This window comes from Accumulibacter sp. (assembly GCF_031732815.1).
Lineage (GTDB): Bacteria > Pseudomonadota > Gammaproteobacteria > Burkholderiales > Rhodocyclaceae > Accumulibacter.
The window spans coordinates 50,263-70,140 of record NZ_JAVMKF010000303.1 but is presented as its reverse complement, the minus strand read 5'-3'; the positions used below and the strand labels follow the sequence as shown (position 1 = coordinate 70,140).

At 62.4% G+C, this 19,878-nt stretch carries 19 protein-coding genes; 7 read left to right on the top strand and 12 right to left on the bottom strand.

From position 1 onward, the window contains the following. Positions 1 to 923: sodium ion-translocating decarboxylase subunit beta (locus tag RKP46_RS17950; RefSeq protein WP_311107897.1), on the top strand; the 923-nt coding region annotated here is incomplete at its 5' end. Positions 924 to 1,015: 92 nt separating this feature from the next. Here the strand turns inward: RKP46_RS17950 and phaR are convergent. Then, positions 1,016 to 1,588: a polyhydroxyalkanoate synthesis repressor PhaR gene (gene phaR / locus RKP46_RS17945; RefSeq protein ID WP_311107896.1), complete on the bottom strand. Its 573-nt coding sequence runs from the start codon at positions 1,586 to 1,588 to the stop codon at positions 1,016 to 1,018. Between the two features lie 141 nt (positions 1,589 to 1,729). Next, positions 1,730 to 2,473, bottom strand: a complete 744-nt coding sequence (phbB, locus tag RKP46_RS17940; RefSeq protein WP_311107895.1) for an acetoacetyl-CoA reductase — start codon at positions 2,471 to 2,473, stop codon at positions 1,730 to 1,732. Between the two features lie 254 nt (positions 2,474 to 2,727). Here phbB and RKP46_RS17935 point away from each other — a divergent pair, with 254 nt between their 5' ends. Then, positions 2,728 to 2,946 carry a hypothetical protein gene (locus tag RKP46_RS17935; protein ID WP_311107894.1) on the top strand — a complete coding sequence of 73 codons (219 nt, stop codon included), beginning with the start codon at positions 2,728 to 2,730 and terminating at the stop codon, positions 2,944 to 2,946. Here the strand turns inward: RKP46_RS17935 and pgeF are convergent, their stop codons facing one another. Together pgeF and rluD are read right to left on the bottom strand one after the other, a co-directional pair. Next, the gene (pgeF, locus tag RKP46_RS17930) at positions 2,947 to 3,750 is read right to left on the bottom strand and encodes a peptidoglycan editing factor PgeF (RefSeq protein WP_311107893.1); all 804 of its coding nucleotides are present in this window, start codon (positions 3,748 to 3,750) and stop codon (positions 2,947 to 2,949) included. After that, entirely contained in the window at positions 3,740 to 4,897 is a 1,158-nt protein-coding gene (gene rluD, locus RKP46_RS17925) for a 23S rRNA pseudouridine(1911/1915/1917) synthase RluD (RefSeq protein WP_311107892.1), read from the bottom strand. The genes pgeF and rluD overlap by 11 nt, the downstream gene beginning before the upstream one ends. Here rluD and RKP46_RS17920 point away from each other — a divergent pair. Further along, positions 4,896 to 5,693, top strand: coding sequence for an outer membrane protein assembly factor BamD (locus tag RKP46_RS17920; protein WP_311107891.1), 798 nt, complete (start codon positions 4,896 to 4,898; stop codon positions 5,691 to 5,693). The two genes, rluD and RKP46_RS17920, sit on opposite strands and share 2 nt — an antisense overlap. Before the next feature lie 40 nt (positions 5,694 to 5,733). Here RKP46_RS17920 and RKP46_RS17915 read toward each other — a convergent pair whose 3' ends face one another. Next, positions 5,734 to 9,069, bottom strand: a complete 3,336-nt coding sequence (locus tag RKP46_RS17915; RefSeq protein WP_311107890.1) for a DUF748 domain-containing protein — start codon at positions 9,067 to 9,069, stop codon at positions 5,734 to 5,736. Positions 9,070 to 9,232: 163 nt separating this feature from the next. On the opposite strand from RKP46_RS17915, the gene RKP46_RS17910 reads away from it, so the two are divergent. Continuing rightward, positions 9,233 to 9,658, top strand: coding sequence for a response regulator (locus tag RKP46_RS17910; RefSeq protein ID WP_311107889.1), 426 nt, complete (start codon positions 9,233 to 9,235; stop codon positions 9,656 to 9,658). Between the two features lie 6 nt (positions 9,659 to 9,664). Here the strand turns inward: RKP46_RS17910 and gloB are convergent, their stop codons facing one another. Further along, positions 9,665 to 10,426 carry a hydroxyacylglutathione hydrolase gene (gene gloB, locus RKP46_RS17905; protein WP_311107888.1) on the bottom strand — a complete coding sequence of 254 codons (762 nt, stop codon included), beginning with the start codon at positions 10,424 to 10,426 and terminating at the stop codon, positions 9,665 to 9,667. A gap of 27 nt (positions 10,427 to 10,453) precedes the next feature. Between gloB and RKP46_RS17900 the strand changes: the two genes are divergently transcribed. From RKP46_RS17900 to dnaQ, 3 genes are all read left to right on the top strand, one after another. Continuing rightward, on the top strand, positions 10,454 to 11,179 hold the full coding sequence (locus tag RKP46_RS17900; RefSeq protein ID WP_311107887.1) for a class I SAM-dependent methyltransferase: 726 nt from the start codon (positions 10,454 to 10,456) through the stop codon (positions 11,177 to 11,179). Beyond that, positions 11,169 to 11,663, top strand: coding sequence for a ribonuclease HI (rnhA, locus tag RKP46_RS17895; RefSeq protein WP_311107886.1), 495 nt, complete (start codon positions 11,169 to 11,171; stop codon positions 11,661 to 11,663). The genes RKP46_RS17900 and rnhA overlap by 11 nt, the downstream gene beginning before the upstream one ends. Positions 11,664 to 11,807: 144 nt before the next feature. Beyond that, positions 11,808 to 12,527, top strand: a complete 720-nt coding sequence (dnaQ, locus tag RKP46_RS17890) for a DNA polymerase III subunit epsilon (protein WP_311107885.1) — start codon at positions 11,808 to 11,810, stop codon at positions 12,525 to 12,527. A 644-nt stretch (positions 12,528 to 13,171) separates the two neighbouring features. On the opposite strand, the gene RKP46_RS17885 is transcribed toward dnaQ, so the two are convergent. The 6 genes from RKP46_RS17885 to RKP46_RS17860 all read right to left on the bottom strand — a co-directional run bounded on the left by RKP46_RS17885 (position 13,172) and on the right by RKP46_RS17860 (position 19,872). After that, a complete protein-coding gene (locus tag RKP46_RS17885; protein WP_311107884.1) occupies positions 13,172 to 13,456 on the bottom strand; it encodes a hypothetical protein in 285 nt (94 codons plus the stop codon). A 240-nt stretch (positions 13,457 to 13,696) separates the two neighbouring features. Further along, complete coding sequence (locus RKP46_RS17880) at positions 13,697 to 14,245, bottom strand: hypothetical protein (RefSeq protein WP_311107883.1); 549 nt, start codon at positions 14,243 to 14,245, stop codon at positions 13,697 to 13,699. A 12-nt stretch (positions 14,246 to 14,257) separates the two neighbouring features. Further along, positions 14,258 to 15,607 (bottom strand): flagellar hook-associated protein FlgL, encoded by a 1,350-nt coding sequence (gene flgL, locus RKP46_RS17875; protein ID WP_311107882.1) that lies wholly within the window; start codon positions 15,605 to 15,607, stop codon positions 14,258 to 14,260. 11 nt (positions 15,608 to 15,618) lie between these two features. After that, on the bottom strand, positions 15,619 to 17,661 hold the full coding sequence (gene flgK, locus RKP46_RS17870) for a flagellar hook-associated protein FlgK (RefSeq protein WP_311107881.1): 2,043 nt from the start codon (positions 17,659 to 17,661) through the stop codon (positions 15,619 to 15,621). Between the two features lie 82 nt (positions 17,662 to 17,743). Continuing rightward, positions 17,744 to 18,700, bottom strand: coding sequence for a flagellar assembly peptidoglycan hydrolase FlgJ (gene flgJ / locus RKP46_RS17865; protein ID WP_311107880.1), 957 nt, complete (start codon positions 18,698 to 18,700; stop codon positions 17,744 to 17,746). Positions 18,701 to 18,738: 38 nt separating this feature from the next. Continuing rightward, a complete protein-coding gene (locus tag RKP46_RS17860; protein WP_311107879.1) occupies positions 18,739 to 19,872 on the bottom strand; it encodes a flagellar basal body P-ring protein FlgI in 1,134 nt (377 codons plus the stop codon). Positions 19,873 to 19,878: the final 6 nt, after the last annotated feature.

Below are 19,878 nucleotides of genomic sequence, written 5' to 3'. Positions count from 1 at the left end.
ACTGGCTGCAACCGATCTACACGCTGACTTTCAGCAACGGCCTGATCGCCTGTCTTGTTTTCATGGGTATCGGCGTGCTGCTCGATGTCGGGTATGTGATGGCACGCCCCTTTCAGAGCATGTTCATCGCGCTTTTCGCCGAGCTCGGCACAATCGCCGTCTTCCCGATCGCCATGAGCATCGGCCTCGAACAGGGCGAAGCGGCAGCGGTGGCAACGATTGGCGGTGCCGACGGACCAATGGTCTTGTTCGCTTCGCTCGTTCTGGCGAAGAATCTCTTCGTTCCGATCACCGTCGTTGGCTACCTCTATCTTGGGCTGACCTACGGTGCCTACCCCTACCTGATCAAGTGGCTTGTGCCCAAGCATATCCGGGGGCTTGACATGAGCAGCGATCGCGGACCAAAGATCAGCCGCTCGCAGAAACTGACTTTCGCCGTCGTTGCGTGTACGCTGCTCTGCCTCCTCTTTCCCGTTGCCGCGCCGCTCTTCTTCTCGCTGTTCCTCGGCGTTGCTGTTCGCGAAAGCGGTATCGATGTCTTCACCAAGCTGATCGGCGAGACCTTCCTGTATGGCGCAACGTTCTTTCTTGGCCTGACGCTGGGTGTGCTGTGCGAAGCGAATACGCTGCTCGATCCGACGGTCCTCAAGCTCCTGCTGCTCGGCATGCTGGCTCTGACCATCTCGGCACTTGGCGGTCTGCTCGGCGGCTATCTGCTTTACTTCTGGTCCGGCAAGAAGTTCAACCCGATGATCGGAATTGCCGGCGTCAGTTGTGTTCCGACGACGGCCAAGGTCGTCCAGAAGATCGCTACCGACGCCAACCCGAGCGCGATCATTCTGCCCCAGGCTCTCGGCGCCAATATCAGCGGCGTGATCACGACTGCGATCATCGCGGCGACCTACGTCGCGCTGCTGCGCTGAGTCAGGCTAGCGGCGCGGTCATCCCGCACGCGCGGCAACGCGCAGCGGGAGAGGCCAGCCGAAATGGAATGCGAGGCGCGCGCCAGCGCGCTTTACTGATCCCCGTCTTTGCTCGGCTTGTCGCTGACGAAGCCGGGGATTTGTATGCTCGTAAATAGTGTACGGGTTTGCGTTTTCAGTTGATCCTGCATCTGGTGCAGCATCTTTCGGCTCTGCTCCATGTAGGTAGCCATCATCGTCTGCATCGCCGGGCCCTGGAAGTTCATGAACTGCGACCACATGTCGCTCTGCATCTGACTGTTGCTTTCGCCATAGAGCGATTGCGACTGTTCCTGCAGCTTCTTCTGGAACTCGATGAAGGACTTGATGTTCGTCTCAAGGTACTTGCCGAGCATTCCCTGCATGGCATGACCGTAGAAGCGGATCATCTGGGCCAGTAACTCTGTTGTAAAAAGTGGAATACCAGCAGCTTCTTCCTCGAGGATGATCTGCAGGAGAATGCTGCGCGTAATGTCCTCACTCGTCTTGGCGTCCAGCACGTTGAAGTGCTCGCGTGCCAGGACAAGATCCTTGACATCGCTCAGTGTGATGTAGGCGCTCGTCTTCGTATCATAGAGACGACGGTTGGGATACTTCTTGATCAGTCGTGGCTGCTGCTCGGGCATGGTGACCCTTTCCTCCATTGGCGGATGACTCGACGGACTTTCCGGCGCCCGTTGGTGCGGTGCACCACAATTATACTCCGGCGAAAAAAAGACAGGCTCCTCGCGGAGCCTGTCTCGCCTTGCCGAATGAGAAGTCTACCCTTACTGGTAGTAAAGACCGCCACAGATGTTCATCGTCGACCCGGTCATGAAACCAGCAATATCCGAAGCCAGGTAAACACAGGCGCCGCCGATCTCTTCGGGCCGGGCCAGCCGCTTCATCGGAACAGTCTCGATGATGCTTTGCAGAATCTCGGGCTTGATCGCCATGACCATCGGCGTTGCGACGTAGCCCGGCGTAATCGCATTCACGGTAACGCCCTTGGCCGCCACTTCGGCCGCCAATGCCTTGGTGAAACCGATCACTCCCGCCTTGGCGGCCGAATAGTTCGTTTGCCCAGCCTGGCCGCGCAGCCCATTCACGGACGAGATGTTGATGATCCGGCCCCAGCCGCGCTCGGCCATCTTCGCCGAAACCTGCTTGGTCATGTTGAACAGACTCGACAGGTTGGTCGAGATCACGGCATTCCACTGTCCTACTTCCATCTTGGCAAACATCCGGTCACGCGTGATGCCAGCGTTATTGACCAGGATGTCGATCGGACCCGCCTTCGCTTCCGCCTCGGCGACCAACGCGACACACGTGTCATAGTCGGAAACGTCGCCAGCAACGCAGATGAAGTCGTTGAACCCAGCCTCTGCCATGGCCTTGGTCCACTCGGCCGGCTTGTCGAACTCCGGATGATAGGCAGCGACCACCTTGTGACCAGCCTTGGCCAGTTCCTGACAGATGGCCGTACCGATCCCGCCCATGGCTCCCGTAACCAAAGCAACACGTTGTGTCATAGTTCTTTCCTTTCCTGTTGACGAATGAGACGAGCTGCGGCAAGGCACCGCCACCCATACACTGCAATCCCCTACGGTCAGGGCCGATCGCCCCGACCGGCGATTCTGCATTGCAGCATCGGGCCTGTCAATAAACAATTGGCGATATGACGATGTACAGTTGCCTGCCGACCCTGCCAGCCAGGCGTGCAGCAGACGACAAGCGCCCCCGTACACACCGCCGCCCCCGCTCCGGCACCGTATAATCTCGCCCGATGCACATCGTCGCAATAGCTTGGCTTTACGTGACCCTGCTCATGGCGCTGACCGAAAACAATCTCGTCGCCGCCACGCTGAGCTTTGTTTTCTATGGCTTGCTGCCGGTTGCGCTGCTCGTCTGGCTATTCTCCCGATCAGCGCGCCGACGGCGCGTGGAGAACCGCCGGCCGGCCACCCACGAGGAGCACGGCGGTTCGCGTCCACCGGCCGACTGATCAGTCGGTCGCCAGCCAGATCAGCGAGGCCATCCGCCCGGTCGCTCCGTCGCGACGGTAGGAAAAGAAGCGCCGCGCGTCACTCACTGTACAGTGTTCTCCGCCGAAGCTGGTCTCGACGCCGACCTCGGCCAACGCCTGACGTGCCAGCAGATAGAGGTCAGCCAGCCAGAACTGCGACTCCGTTCGACCGCTCGCCTCGCCCGCCGACGCCGCCGTGCGGCAGTCCGCGGCAAGTGGCCGGAAGGCAGCCGCAGAGCGCCCTGCCGAATCGACAAAAGCGCTGCGCACCTCGTCACCGACGACGAATGCCTGCGGCCCGATCGCCGGGCCGAGGTAGGCCAGCAGATCTCTGCCGTCGACCGCCATCGCTCGAACCGTTGTTTGTACGACACCCGCCAGCAAGCCCCGCCATCCGGCGTGTACCGCAGCGACGACGCTACCGGGACGATCACACAGTAGCAACGGCAGACAATCGGCTGTCAGCACGCCGCAGACCACTCCCGGAACGCGCGTCAGCGCCGCATCCGCGCGCGGCGTTGCTGATTCTTCTTCCCCGCCATGCACCTCGACGACACTCGTACCGTGCACCTGCTGCAGCCAACGCGGAGCAGCCGGCAGGTGGGCGGCCAAGCGCTGCCGATTGATGCTAACCGCCAGAGCGTCGTCGCCGACATGATCGCCAAGATTGAGGCTGGCAAAGGGAGGGCGACTGACGCCGCCCGACCGCGTCGTCAACAGGCTACGCACCGCTCGCGGTGCCGGCCACTCGGCGACGAGCCAGTCGCTGCGGCTACTGGTCACCGCTCTCCTCGTCTTCCCAACCGCCCACGCCATCCTCCTCTGCGCCGGCGAGCGCTGGCGCCAAAGCCCGGCTGCCCAGCCGGCAAGCGGCAAGCTCGGTCTCTCCGCCCGCCGACAGCGCGCGGCGCGCACCGTGGCCACCGGCGGCGGTCGCTTGGCGGCGCAAGCGTTCAATCACCGCGAGCAAGTCGTCAGGCAGATCCGAGGTCCACGCCATCGCTTTCCCATGTTGCGGATGGCTCAAAGCCAGGCGCCAGGCATGCAACGCCTGGCGCGGCAGCAAACTGTGCAGCGATGTCCGGCCGCGACTGCCGGCGTAGACCGGATCGCCGATCAACGGATGGCCAATGGCCGTCATATGCACCCGGATCTGATGCGTCCGCCCAGTTTCCAGCGCACACTCGATCAAGCTGCAGGCGAGAAAATGTTCGAGCACGCGATATGCAGTCCGTGCCGGCTTGCCGCTGCTGACTACAGCCATCCGCGTGCGCACCGCAGGGTGGCGGCCAATCGGCGCATCGACGGTGCCGGCCTGCCTGAGCACGCCGTGTACCAACGCCCGATAAAGCCTCTGCACGCTGCGCGCCTGCAACTGGCGGACGAGATGGGTTTGCGCCTCGAGCGTCTTGGCGACTACCAGCAAACCCGAGGTGTCCTTGTCGAGACGATGGACGATTCCCGCCCGCGGCAAGAGGTCGAGTTGTGGTGCGTGGTGCAACAGCGCGTTGAGCAGGGTGCCTTGCCAGTTGCCATTGCCTGGGTGGACAACCAACCCGGGCGGCTTGTCGAGAACCAGCAGACTGTCGTCCTCGAAGACTATGCGCAGCGGCATGTTCTCAGGAGTTGCCGGCGCGCGCCGTTCATCGGGCGCCTCGGCGAGTTCGATCAGTTCGCCGCCCCAAAGCTTGCGCCGAGGCTCGACAGTCGGTACGCCGGCAACAGCTACCCGCCCTGCCCGCACCCAGGTCTGCAAGCGGCTGCGCGAGTGATCGGCCAGCAAACGGGCGAGAACCTGATCAAGACGCCAACCTGCGCATTCCACCGGCACGCTGAAGGCAACTCGGGCGTTTGCGCTATAATCGGGCGCCTCCGTTACCCGGCGCGTGGCGCCAGCCGGCGCTTCCATTTTCTCTGGCTTCCCCATCATGCGTAGTTTAGCCCTTATCACAGCGTTTATCGTAACCTCGCTCATCGCTGGCTGCGGGCTGTTGCCAGCTGAGAAGGATGAAACTGCCGGCTGGTCGGCAAACAAGCTCTATACGGAAGCCAAGGACGCGCTGAACGAGGGCTCGTACGCCAAGGCCATCAAGTACTTTGAAAAGCTCGAATCGCGCTACCCCTACGGGAGGTACGCCCAGCAAGCGCAGATCGAAATTGCTTACGCCTACTGGAAGGACTTCGAACCGGCCTCGGCACTTGCCGCCTGCGACCGCTTCATCAAGCTGCATCCAAACCATCCGAATGTGGATTATGTGCACTACCTGCGCGGCCTGATCAATTTCAACGAAGACCAGGGAATTCTGGGAGCAATCAGCAGCCAGGACATGAGCGAGCGCGACCCGAAAGGTGCGCGCGAATCGTTCGACGCCTTCAAGGAACTGGTCACCCGTTTTCCCGACAGCAAGTACACGCCCGACGCACTGATGCGGATGAAATACCTGGTCAATGCGCTGGCCCGCCTCGAGTTGCATGTGGCACGCTATTACATGAAGCGCGGCGCCTATCTGGCGGCGGCGAACCGGGCGCAATACGCGGTAAAGAACTACCCCGATACCCCGGCTAATGAAGAGGCTTTGTTCATCATGGTCAGCGCTTACGATGCGCTTGGCCTGACCGATTTGCGCGACGATGCCAATCGCGTCATGCGCAAGAATTTCCCGCAAAGCGAGTACTATACGCGTGGCTTGGCGCAAAACCAGGCACCTTGGTGGAGGCTCTGGTAAGCTTCCGCGCAGCGCGCCTGCGCGAAGCGTGGCGTGCCACCTACCTTAGCGAAAAGACGGTACGGCCGCCCTTGGTGGGGGCAGCCGGCTCACTCTTGACATCCGACGACCCTACTTTGCCCGGCAAAAGGAAGACGCGCTCGCCGGGAACGTCGTGCGCCAGCAACCAGTCGCGTACCGCCTTTGCCCGCCGATCGGCCAGGTCGCGCAGATCTTCCTCGTCGATGCTCGAGTTGGCGAGGATCAGCTTTTCCATTTCACTACCTGGCAGACCTTTGACCAAGCCGACGAAGTTGCGCGGTTTGGGAAACTTCTCGTTGCGATAGACGCGTTCGAGGAGGACAGGATAGTCCTTGGCCGAAACCACGATCTCGTCGGCCGAGCCGGATTGCACGGCCTTCCGGGTCAGCTCCTCGCGCTGCAGCGCCTTGACCTTGCGCTCGAGGCGATCTCGTTTCAAGCCCTCCGAATCCGCTTCCGGATCAGCTGTGCCCTGGATCTCGAGCTTGAGTGCCGGTCGGTCGAGCAGCGCCTTGCCGAGTTTGTCGAGTCGCTGTGCCGCGTCGCCGCCTATTGCGGCGCGCCCGGAGTCGAAATCCAGGCTGGACAACTCCTCGCCGCTACCGAAGACAGCGCCCAGCAAGGCGAACGGTGAGGTGAGCGCTTTGCCCAGCAGATTGACTACGACCTTGACGATCAGCCCGCCCACGCTGAACTCAGGATCGTCAAGCGAACCTGAAATCGGCAGATTGATATCGATCTCGCCGTTTCGGTTCTTCAGCAGCGCGACGGCAAGCGTCACCGGGAGTTTCGTCGCGTCCGGGCTCTCAACCGGGCTCCCAAAGGTCAGCTGATCGAGGAAGATGCGGTTCTCCGCACTCAGTTGCCGGTCATTGATCTTGTATTTGACAAAAAGCGAAAGCTTGCCTTTCTCGATCGCGTAGCCGGCATACTTGCCCGAGTAGGGCGAGAGCGAGGTCATCTCTATTCCCTTGACATCGGCCTGCAAGTCGAGCGAGGGGGTGCTGGCCAGCGGATTGAGCTGACCGGCGATGGTCAGCGGCGCGATGTTGTCGTAGGTGCCGCGTAGATCAAGGCTGGCCACCGTATTCGGGGCTGATGACAGGCCGCTGATCGTTCCCCCAACCTGGCGCAGATTCGCCGAATAGTTGGGCTTGACGAAGTTGTCGGTAAACCTGATGTCGCCGCCCTGCAAGGTGACCTTGCCGATGCTGATCGGTGGCAGCGCCGGCTCGCTCGCCGCATTTGCCGCCGTCGCCTTGCCACTCGCCACCTTGGTCGCAACCCTCGCCGCCGGAGCCGGCGCGGCGCGCGTCTCGGGCTGCCGAACGATCTGAAGAAGGTTCAGTTCGCCTTGACGACTGACGATCACGCGAGCGAAGAAATCGGCCAGCGCAACCTGACCGATCGACAGCGAATTCGGGTTCAACCTGGCGTCAATCTGACCGAAGTACAGCGACTTCCACTTCACGAAGTCAGCCGAGTTGAGCTTGTCTACCGCTTGCAGATCGCCCACTGTGATCTGACCGGAGAATCCGCCGCTCAGTTTGCCAGCCTCGAAAGCGCCGGAATTCGTCTGGCGCAACTGCGCATTGCCAGCCAGCGTCACCTGCCCGCGCGTCAGGTCGATGTTCAGTCGCTCGGTGAAGTACGGTTGCAGGGGCAGCAACTCGACCGTCTTAAGCGCCAGCTTGAGGTCGACATCGAGCGGCGACGGACGAACATTCCCCGCCAAGTCAACCTCCCCTTTGCGGTTCAGGCGAAAACGCGTCGATAGCCGCATCTTCTGCGCCAGATCGCTCGAAACATTCTCCAGCAGGAGATTCATCCCCTCGATAGTGTGCGTCACCACCGGCGAAACCGCCGCATCCTCAAAGCGCACTGCAAGATCATCGCCACGATACTTGCTGACAACAATCTTCCATGGCCCCTGCGGATCAGTCCGCGCCGCCGCAACCGCACGCAACTGCGGCGGTGGGACGAATTCGATCCGACCATCAGAGGTTCGCCGCAGCAGGACACGCGCCGTACGCGAGCTGACTTCCTCGATCGTGATCTCGCGCTTGACCAGATCAAGCCGCCCGCCACGAACGGCAACTGCGTCGGTCTTCAGCCATTGGGCGAAATCAACACGCCAGGCCGCGTCGAACGTAGTCGGTTGGCCACCCCGGCTGTCGAGTTTCCCCAAGTTGACTTCAACACCCTCGACACTCGCCTTGAAAGGAGTGCCGTGCGACTCGTCCAGCCAGCGCAAGGTACCACCGGAGATCTTCACCTCAGCCAGTGACCACTCGACCGGTGGCGCCGCTGCCGGTGCTGCGGTCTCGGCGGAAGACGCCCGCCGTGCAACACTCTCCTGTTTGAAGTACTCGATCCAGTTGACCTCACCCTGGCGACCTACGCGTGCGTGGATTTCAGGCGAATCAACGGCAATCCGATCGACGGCAAAGCGTCGACGGAATGGATCAAGCGAGGCCGCCGATACTTCCAGACGCTTCAGCGCGAGCAGAGGTGCGCCGCCGGTATCCTGCACGGCAAGATCAGCCAGCGCCGCTGTTCCCGCCAGGCTGAGCGACGGACCTTCTTCGCGATTGCGTTTGAAAACGATCTTCAGGTCACCGTCGAGCACCCCCGAGAGAACTTTGATCGGCAGGCGAACCGGTGAGTAGCCGAGGTATCTGCCCACTTGAACCGCATGCAGAGCGAATGTGATTTCGCTCTCCTGCGAGTCGGCGAACGGTTTGCTCCGGCCCTGTACGGCCAGCGGCGCGCCGTCGATCGACGCTGAGAACACCGGCTCGACGAAAATCTCGCTGGAATCCGGCAAGGTGGAGATGAAAGGCAGGCCGATGTTGATGTCGCTGATCAGATGGCTTTCCGCCAGCATCTGGTCGTCGAACTCGACCTTGCCACCGCTGACCTTGATGTTGTTGATCGAGAAGCGCGGGGTCGGATCGTTCGTCTCCGGTCTCGCCATGAACTCGTCGATCAAATCGCTGAAATTGAGGCGACCATCGGGCAGGCGAACCAACCTCACCATGGGCGCAACCAGGCTCACCTCGCTGACCACCGGCCCGCCGCGCAGCAGTGAGCCCCAGGCAACATCGACAAACAGAGTCTCGAAGCTGACTACCGCCGGCCCACCGCCCTTTTCGCCAACGCGCAGACCGGCAACTTGCGCAGACAGTGTGTACGGGTTTATGCTCACGCTTCCGACCTCGACCGGGCGGTGCAGAACTCTGGAGAGCTGGTCGGTCAGCAAGGAGCTGACCACCGGAGGCAGGACAAGAAAACCTAGGGCACCGATGACGAACAGGGCCAGGACCACATACAGCCCTGCTTTCTTGATGTTCACGCGGGCTTTCGCCGTGGCGGGCGGTTTGTTGTCAGACATTTCGGCGAGGCTGGAGTGAACTGGAAAGGCTTCAATTTAGCACGAAGAGGTTTCTGCCGCACTGGCCCCGCGCCAACATGCGTCGGTCTACTCGGAAAGGGCAGAAGCTGAACGAGGTTGGCAAGTGAAGAACGCGAATGCTGCGCCGTCAAATCGGCCGAAGGTGCTGATCGTAGACGACAATGACGTGGTCCGGACGCTGCTGCGCAGCATTCTGCGCAATGGCGACTACGATGTCGTCGGTGAAGCGAAAAACGGTGTCGTCGCCCTTGAACTGGCCGAACGCCTGCGCCCGGACGTCGTTTGCATGGACTTGATGATGCCCGAGATGGACGGCCTCGAAGCCTTGCAGGCGATCAAGGCGATGCACCCGCAGATCGCCGTCGTCATGATCACGGGTAGTCCCAGCGTTGACAATGTCCGCGAATCGATTCAGAGCGGAGCTGGCGGATTCATCATCAAGCCGTTTAAACCGGGCAAGGTCCTCGACACGATCAGCCGTGCGCGACAGGCAAGCAAGCACTCGGACCATCGACCGGACGATGCCTGACGCGGCTCAGAAAACGTTCTTCCAGTTACGCAGCGCAGCAAACACGGCCGGCCCGTCGGTCACCCCGACAACGCGACGACGAGCGGCAACAATGACTTCCGGCACATGACACCGCAAGAAGGGATTGCTCTCCTTCTCCAGGCCAATCGTCGATGGGATCGTCGAGGACGCCTTGGCGCGCGCCAGCCCGACCTCATCAACCCGCCTGCGCAGACGATCATTCCCCGGTTCGACGGCGAGCGCAAAGCGCAGGTTGGCCTCGGTATACTCGTGCGCGCAGTAAACCGCCGTTTCGTCCGGCAGCGCCGCCAGGCGAGTCAGCGAAGCAAACATCTGCTCGGCCGTACCTTCGAAAACACGGCCGCACCCCCCGCCAAAGAGGGTATCGCCACAAAAAAGGCAGCCTGCGCCATAATACGCCAAGTGTCCGCGGGTGTGCCCAGGTAGCGCCAACACTTCGAATGAGATACCAAGCGAAGCGAGCTGGACCGTCTCCCCACCCTGCAACGGCTGCGTCAAGCCGGTAATCGTTTCGCTTGACGGGCCGTGGACTTCGGCCCGGTAGCGCGCCAGCAGCCCGCCGACGCCGCCCTGGTGATCGGCGTGATGATGGGTAATGAGAATGTCAGTGAGTTGCAGAGACTCGCGCGCGAGCGCTTCAAGAACCGGCTGTGCATCACCCGGGTCCACAACGACGGCCTGCCGACCCTTGCGCAGGAGCCAGATGTAGTTATCCTTGAACGCCGGAATCTGAATGATGTCGAACATGTGCCCATTGTGGAAGAACCACTGAGAATGTCAAATCCCGGCCTGGAAGCCTGGCTGCAGAGCCCACAAGGGCGTTACGTCATGGCCTGGGAGCAGGACATGATAAGCAGCGCGGTGGCCGACGTTTTCGGCTACAACGCCTTGCAGCTCGGTTTGCCGCAGTGCAACCTGTTGGCGCAGAACCGTATCCCACTACGCCAGACGGTCGATGAGACAGGCGATGCCGATGTCCGCTGCGACCTGCGACAAATACCTTTCGCCGCCCATAGCATTGATCTCATCGTCATGCCACACGTCGTCGAGTTTCACGATGACCCACACCAGATACTACGCGAAGTCGAGCGTGTGCTGATTCCAGAAGGCATGTTGGTGATCAGCGGCTTCAATCCGCTCTCGATCTGGGGCCTGCGTCGACGACTCGCCGGGCGTTCCGCGCAGTTCCCCTGGAATGGAGCCTACCTGTCCGTCCTGCGCCTGAAGGACTGGCTGCAGTTGCTTGGCTTCGAGGTCGACCGAGCGGCCTTCGGTTGCTATGCGCCGCCTTTCGAGCGCGAACGCTGGTTGCGACGCTGGCAGTTGATGGAGACTCTGGGTTGTCGCTGGTGGGCCTTTGCGGGCGGCGTCTACCTTGTCTGCGCCGTCAAACGCGTGCATGGCATGCGCCTGATCCTTCCCGGCTGGAAGCGCGCACGAGCGGCGCGCAAAGGGCTCTCCATCGTCAGTCAGAAGGAGGGCGAACTGCATGAACAGTGAGGTGCTGGTCAGGATTTACGCCGACGGTGGCTGCCGCGGCAACCCCGGCCCGGGCGGCTGGGGCGTCCTCCTGATGGCAAACGGACAAGAGAAGGAACTGTGTGGCAGCGAAGCGAATACGACGAACAACCGGATGGAGCTTACCGCCGCCATCTGCGCACTTCAGGCGCTCACCCGATCATGTACGGTCGATCTGCATACCGATTCGCAGTATGTGCAAAAGGGCATCAGCGATTGGATAGGTAATTGGAAGCGCAACGGATGGCTGACCGCTGAGAAGAACCCAGTAAAGAACGCAGACCTCTGGCAGCGTCTGGACAAACTGTGTAGTGAGCACAAGGTAAGGTGGATATGGGTGAAAGGACATGCTGGTGACATCGGCAACGAACGTGCCGACCGCCTGGCCAACGAAGCCATGGATCGATTGCAGAACGGTCTCCGCGCAGCGCGCAACGCGCGATCTGACGAGCCCGGTCGGCGCTGAGCGCCAGCCGTCGGGGGGCCGCTGGCCGTTCCCTCGCTCGACCACGAGCGGCTGGCTGGATCCAGCCGAGGGTGACGCAGTAAGATCCTCTGGCGGCCAGCTGGCAACTACCCAACAGGCTCAACCCTATGGAGGAATAGTCTAATGCGCCAGGTTTTTCTCGACACCGAGACGACCGGTCTCGAGTACAAGCTCGGACACCGGATCATCGAGATCGCCGGTGTCGAAATGCTCAACCGCCGGCTTACGGGCAGTCGCTTCCACCGCTACCTGAATCCGGAGCGTGCGATCGACGCTGGCGCCTTGTCGGTACATGGTATTGATGGCGAGTTTCTGCTCGACAAACCCCGTTTCAGCGAGATCGCGCTTGAGTTTCTCGATTTCGTCCGTGGCGCAGAACTGATCATCCACAATGCGCCGTTCGACATTGGCTTCCTCAATGCCGAGCTCGCACGCCTCGACATGGCGCCGCTGGACACCGTCTGCCACGGCATCTGCGACACCTTGCGCATGGCCAAGGAACTGCATCCCGGAAAGAAGAACAACCTGAATGCGCTGTGCGAGCGTTACGGCATCGACAACTCGAAACGCACCTTGCACGGCGCCCTGCTCGACGCGGAAATCCTGGCCGCAGTCTACCTCGCCATGACGCGTGGCCAGGAGAGTTTGATCATCGACCTCGATGACGCTGCCGCCCGACGGACCCAGATCAGCGCGCACGCCCCAGGGCCGAGCGCGCGCGGAGAGCAGCGCGTTCGGCGCGCTGACGCAGTTGAAGTTGCCGAGCACGAAAGCATTCTTGCCGCAATACAGGAAGCCAGCAAGGGCAAGTGCCTGTGGCTGCGCGCTCAGACAGGACCGTGAACTGAAGCGATGATCCGGCCGACGGGGCAGCCCGAAGCGGGCAACTCAGCCTGTTGCAAGGCCGCCCGCTTGGCGCTGGAAGCCAGGTTCCCGGCGTGCCTCATCGGCAACCGGCATGGCCCGACGCCGGACACCTTGCGACTCAACCCTCGCCGGGGGTCTCTGGCCCTCGGCGCGGCCGTCGGCCGTGGCGTTTCGGCATGCGCGGATCGGGCGGCCTGCCATCCGGCGGGACATCGTGCGCCCCTTCCGGTCGTCCGACCGGGGGCCGCGTCTCCTGCCGCGGCACATTCGGCCGGGGAACCTTGTTACGTAGCTCCGGCCGCCTCGGCCCCGGTGCGGGAACGCCCGAACGCTTATCCGATTGCCGCTCACCGGGCCTCTCAGGATAGCGCTCGGTATCGCGATTGCCCGGCGCTAAAGTGATCTCGAGGTCAATGATTTCATCCCATTGCTCGTCCGTGCGGTCGCGCTCCGGGATGGTGAGAAGTTCACGGAGCCGGCGACGCGGATCCACTGGAGAAGAGTCATTCATACCCACATTATGACTCACCTAGCCACCCCAGTTCAACAAGTCCCCGCCGCGAGGCGCCGACGATCACCCGTCTGGTCATCCTGACCGCCGCCCGCAACGACGACGAAACCTAGTGCTCGGATCTCAGACTGGCAGCAAACGCCGTCTGCAGGCTTTCCGGGAACTGAAAGCGTGCCAGTGCCTGCTGAATGTCCGCTTCATTCGCACCGCTACGCTTGTCCTGGAAGCGAATCCCCAATGGCCGACCGTTCGTCGCCAAGGTCGCGAAAGCAAAGCGCCAACGTTGTGCCTCCGCCAAGCGCTCGCGCAACTCGGTTTCGTTGCTGATCTCAACACCCGCTTCCTTGAGTGAGTCCAGAAACTGGTCAAAAGACTCGGTGCTCAGACTTCCCATTCTGTCTTCTCCTGTCGATGTGGCGTGGCGCCCATGCTGCGTCTAACGTTCTCCCTCGTCCGCGGTTGACATTAGCCAACGCGAGGAGTCGGCGCGACAGAGGTTGGACCGGGGTGACAGCAACCTGGGCACAGGCAGACAAGCGACTCTCGCCGGGTGAACACACGTACGCCGGGAGAATGCGCAGTCAGCCAGCCATTCGCCCGATCGCGTGTTGCTCACGGGCTCACCCGCGAGCCGTCATCCGCCGAGCTTTGCCGCATTGCATGGCGGCTTGTTCAACAGGTGTATGACGCCCTCGGCGTAGCGGTGCGTAAAGGGCGTGCTGGATTCTATTCCTTCGCTGTAGTCGCCAATCCGGAAGGCGCAGGAGCCGCGCTCGCGTTGCAACTGGCTGGCGCGCCGACGAAGGATCAGCCCCGATTCGCCATCACCCCCCGTGCGAAAACTCTTGGCGCGCATCGAGAGCAGGAAGGTTGAGCTGTCCAGCATCCGTTCCTCGATCGTCCAATTGGCGGCGAGCGGGTCAAAAACGAAGTACGCAGCGATCGCCGCCGCCGCGGCGTTGCCCAAAGCGACGCCCGAGCCGCTGTAATGACGTAGCGCATAGGTCGCTGCGGCAGCCAGGGCGATGCCTTCGGCAGCGCTCGGCCTGACCGTTGGATTCGGCGACTGCGAGTACGAGGTCTCTGCTGGTGGTGAATCGGAGCCGGCTACCCCACCCTCCGGCGAGCTCGCGCAGGCCGCCGACACGAGCGACACGGCAACGAGGAGCAAGCTGCGCACCATGCGATCCACCGATCAGAGGTAGTTGAAAAGACTCAAGTCACTGATTGCAGTAAAGGACTTCTTTGCCGCTTCGAGGGTTGCCTGCTGGCGCATGAAGTCCGAGATCGCCTGCGCGTAGTCGACATCCTCGAGTGCGGAGAGCGTCGCCTGGTACTGTATGTCGATGGCCGTGGTCGCGCTGAGCAGAGAATCGAGTTGCTGCAGGCGAGTACCCACGGTGGACTGCACGCGGCTCACGTTGGCTAGCGCCTGGTCGACATTGACCAAGTGCTGTTGCAGCTTCCCGATGAAATCCGAGCGGGCGGTACTCGAACCCAACGGCGTACGCAACAGGTCGACCAGTTCCTGCACCGTCTGAAACATGCTCTTGTTCGTACTGGGTTCGATAGCAAAGGTATCTCCCGCCGCCGGCGTCCCCTTGACCACCACCTGAGCGCCGAAGTCAGTGCTGACCGGCGTGGCCGGGGGTTGCGTCGTCGTCACCAAGGGAATCGCCTGTCCCGGGGTAAAGGGGAGGACGGTGCTCACCGCTACCGGTGTGAGCGGCGCTGCCGGCGGAGGCGGAGTGGAAGCGTCGAACAGCTGGTAGCTGAGCGTACCGCCGGCCAACGAGAACTGAATCTGCAGTTGACGATTGCTCGCGCCTTGCCAGGGAAAGCCGCCGGCCAGGGCATCCCGCCATTTCTGCGGATCGAGTACTGATCCGGGATCGATCTGACCCGTGCCCTGATTCGGCAGACTACCGCTACCGTTGCCCAAGGCGGAGGTCGAGAAACTGCCGTTGCCGTCGCTGATGTTCATGAAGAGCTCGCTGCCGGCAACATTGGTCGCCATCTGCTGCGATGGTCCGACCTGCAGCGAGCGCAGGCCGTCGTCACCATAGTAGGTGGCGGCGGCCGTGGTCGAACTCGCCGCGCTGCGGGCAAAGGGTACGGTTGCCCCCTGGTGGCCCGAGAACAGGTACTCGCCATCTGCGTTACGGCTGTTGGCAATACCCAGCAGCTCGTCGAAGCGCGTCGCCAGTTCGGCAGCCATTGCTTGTCGATCGCTGTCGGCCAGGATCGTGTTGCCAGCCTGGACGACGCGGCTGCGAACGCTTTGCAGCAGGTCGCCGACCGCGGTCAGTTGCACATCGACGAGTCCGAGGCGTGCGCTCGCCTCCTGCTGGTTCTCCCCATATTGCGCCGAAACCTCGCGGTTCTGTCTGACGGTCAGTGCACGCGCCGCAGCGATCGGATCGTCAGCCGGGCTGAGCAACCGACGATTGGTCGAGAGCTGGTTCTGCAGCCTGACGAGCTGACTTTGATTGCGCTCGATACTGCGTGCCGCGCCGCCGTAGATCTGATTCGTGCTGATGCGCATCGGAGCGCTTCCTAGAGTAGGTCGAGTATCGTGTCGAACAGGCTGCTCGCCACCTGCAAAGTCTTCGCGGCCGCCTGATAGGCCTGCTGGTAGCGGATCAGGTTGGCCGCTTCCTCGTCAAGATTGACCCCGGAAAACGACTCGCGACTGTTCTCCGCCTGTTCGAGCATCGCTTGCTGCGCCTCTGCCCTGACCTCCATCTGACGCGTCCGGCTGCCGGCCGAGCTGACCAGTTGGGCATACGAATCGAGGAAAGAGTCAGTTTTGCCCGACATCGTGTCCTGCGTCTGCAGTTGCCCCAGCGCCAGCGCGTTGCGGCCATCGGCTGTCGCTCCGGTGTTACGGCTTATGGTGAACGTGTCACCATTGTTCGGCACACCCGAGATCGTGAAGCTGAAGCCAGCCGGCGGCGTGCTGGCGACCGAACCGACCAGCGTGATATTTGCGCCGCTGGTATAGGGTACACTGTCAGTCGCTGCGGCAATGAGCACCGGCGCCCCGCCATCGATCGAAACACGTGCGCCAACCGGGAAGTTCTGCAGGCCGCCGGCCTGAAAGGTGAGCGCAATCGGCAGGGCCGCTGCCGCGGCTGCGAACCCGGAGCCGGCCGTCGCCGCCGAGATCGCCCCGCTACCGGTGTTGCTCGCTCCCGACGAAGTACGCAAGGGCCCGGCCATCGCCAGCAAGCGTGGATCAGCGGCAACCGCCGGACTGACCGTGATGCCACGCGCTGCGTCGCGTACCGGCTGAACCAGGTAACTTGATCCGGCCAGCAGCGGTGCCGTCGACGCCAGCGTAAAACCTTGCGGATCGGCGGCCAGAAGCGTGTTGATGGCGCCGACATCGGCGCCGGTCCACACTTTGCTGTCGGTCAAACGGGTGAGCGTAACGGTCGTCCCGTCTGAACTCAAACGGTAGTCGCTGCTACCCAAGTCCGTATAGAAATTGCCTTTGAAGGGCGGCGGATCGACGAAACTGGCGCTGACCAGCGGGCTCCCTGCCGGATTTCGCGTGCTGGCGGTGACGGCAGGCGGGAACAGATTGAATACATTCGGCGCAAAACTGTTCGGCGTGGCGGACAGTTGCGATTGACCGAGCAAGTCCTGACCGAGCGCGCTTTGTGCATTGAAGGTCAAGGCAAACGATGCCGCATTGCGTCCAAGGTCATTGATCGCTGGGCTGAGCGATTCGCGACGGAACGACAACAGGCCACCGAGACTGCCACCAGAGAGCAGCTTCTCCGGCATCTCCTGAATCGTGCCGGCGGCCGTTCGCAGGCCGACAGCCAGTGTGTTCGGATCGGCCGCCGAGGGCGTCATCGTCAGCGTCAGAGCGCGGGCACCGACGACCAGTTGTTGACCACTGCCGACGAAGACATTCAAGCTTCCATCAGCGGCGACCGTCGTGCTGGTCTTGATCAGTTTGTTCAAGTTGAGGACAAGCTGGTCGCGCGTATCGCGCAGATCATTGGCAGGCTGCCCGGTCGACGCTTCGGCAAGCACCACGCTCTGATTGAGCGCGGCGATCTGTTCGGCGTAGGAATTGACGCCTTCCACCGTGGTCGTAATCTGTTTGTTGACGCCGCTGGCGATCTGCCCCAGTTGCTCGCCGAGCGAGCGATAGCGCGCCGCCAGTCCCTGGGCGGAGGACACCGCCGCTTGACGAACCGCGAGTTGCCCTGGATTGGCCGCAGCCTGCTGCACGACCTGGAAGAACTCCTGCAGTACCGGCGACAGACCGGTCGCCGAGTCGGCCAGCATGTTGTCGATCTGCGCCAGCTGCTCGTGGTAGCTGGTCATCTCGCTGGCCCGCGCCTGCGCACGGTTCACCTGTTCACTCAGGAACTGGTCGTACATGCGCTCGACCGTGGCGACGCGTGTTCCCTGACCGATGAAACCCGACCCCGAGAGGACTCCCGGATTGCCCACCTGCAGCGTCCGCTGGCGCGAGAAACCCGGCGTATTGACGTTGGCAATATTGTGCTCGGTGGTCTGCAGTGCGAGTTGTGCGGCGTGCAGGCCGGTGAGGCCGGTACCGATCAATCCTGAAGCCATGGCGTGAAATCCTTTCTGACAGTTCCGTGAACGGCAGTCGCAAGGGGGACTTTAGGCGAGCCGCCGCGAAGCGACTTCTTGTTCAGGCAGCCAGAGCTTCGCGCAGGGCGGTCCCGCCGATGATGCGCGCCAACTTGTCGGCGTACAGGGGATCGGTGGCGTAGCCCGCCTGCTGCAGCGAGCGGGCAAACTGGACGCCATCCTGCTGACCAATCACCGCGGCGAAGCGCGGTCTGCTGCGCAGGACTTCGGCGTAGTCGCGAAAGGCTTCGGCGTACGACCCGTAGGCGCGAAACTTGGCGCGCGTCGAGCGAGGTGCGCCATCGACAAATTCGGTCGTCTGCACTTCGGTCGTCGCGCCCGCCCAGCTCCGCCCGGCCTTGATGCCAAACAGGTTGTAGCTCGGCGAACCGTTGGCAGCCCTGATTTCGTTCTTTCCCCAGCCGGATTCGAGGGCTGCCTGAGCGACCAGGAAACGGGCCGGAATACCGGTCGCCGCCGCCGCTTCGACTGCGTGTGGCCAGACGCGGTTGACGAAATCGCGCGCACGGCCGGACGAGGCGCCAGCGCCACCGGCGCTGCCCGCCGTCGCACCCGCGGCGGCGACCTGCCCCGAGCGCTGACGCGCCTCGCTGATTACCGGAGCGCGCGCTACGTTGGCTGCCGCCTGGGCCGCGAACAGCGATTGCTGTACGGCGTCGGCCGAGCCACCACCGGCCGACACGTTGACGCGCGGCGAGCGCGCCATCTGCTGCGCCAGCATCGCAGCCAGGCCAGTCGGCGCCTGCGCGGCAAGGTCGAGCGCCAGTTGCTGGTCGACGATGGCGGTGAAGAAACGACTCTCGTCGCTGTTGGTCATGCCGTCAGCCGGTGTCGCCTCGCGCATGCTCTTGAGCATCATGTGCAGCAGCATTCCCTCGAACTGTCGCGCCGCCTGCTGTCCACCGGCCTTCGGGTCCTCGCGCAAGCGGTTGCGTAGCCCGGCCGTTGCCGAAGGGTCGAGCACCAGACGGTTGCTCAGATAGTCATTGGCCTTCATTCACGTTCCCCCTCAGCAAGGTCGAGCGCCAAAGGATCTCAAATGATCTCGAGATCGGCGCGCAGCGCACCCGCGGCTTTCATCGACTGCAGGATCGACAACAGATCGAGCGGCCCGGCGCCCAGGGCATTGACCGCCTTGACCACCTCGGCCAGATTGACGCCCGCCTTCAGATGGAGCAACGAGCCTCCGCTTTGCCGGACGTCGATGTCGCTCTGCGTGGTGGCGACAGTCTGACCGCCAGCCAGCGCGTTCGGCTGGCTGACCTTCTGTTCGCTGTTGATCACCACCGACAGATTACCGTGCGCCACCGCACACGAGTCGATCGTTACCGTCTGATTCATCACGACCGAACCCGTACGCGGGTTGATGATCACCTTTGCCGCGGCCTTCGCCGGGCGTACTTCCAGGCTCTCGACCCGACCGAGAAAGGCAACCCGGCTGTTCGCTTCCTGCGGCGCCGAAACGCGAATCAGCCGGCCGTCCACCGCCTCAGCCGTTCCCGGGCCGATTTCGCGATTGATCACCTCGACCACCTTCTGGGTCGTCGCAAAATCGGTCGTACCCATTTCGTAATGGATGAAAGGCCCCTGCCCCAAGGCCGTCGGCACCTCGCGTTCGACCGTCGCGCCGCCGGCGATGCGACCGGCGAGCAGATGGTTGACCGTCACCTTGCTGCCACCGGAAGCGGCACCGGCACCGCCAACCAGCAGATTCCCCTGGGCCTGCGCATAAATCTGCCCGTCGGCACCTTTCAGCGGCGTCATGACGAGTGTCCCGCCACGCAGACTCTTGGCGTTGCCCATCGAGGAAACGGTCACGTCGATCTGTTGTCCTATGCGCGCGAAAGGCGGCAGCATGGCGGTCACCATGACTGCGGCGACGTTCTTGAGCTGCAGCGATTGCGTCGTTGGCAGCGTTGTCCCAAGCTGCGCCAACATGTTGATGATGCTCTGCGTGGTAAACGGAGTCTGGGTCGTCTGGTCGCCGCTACCGTCCAGGCCGACAACCAGGCCATAGCCGACGAGCTGGTTGTTGCGCACGCCTTGCAGCGAAGCCAGATCCTTGATCCGTTCGGCGGTCGCCGACGCACTCAGCAGCGCCAGGAGCAAGCCGGCCCATAGCGAGCGCCAGAGCAGCGAGCGGTTTACCCGGAACTTGACGTCTACCATCGATTC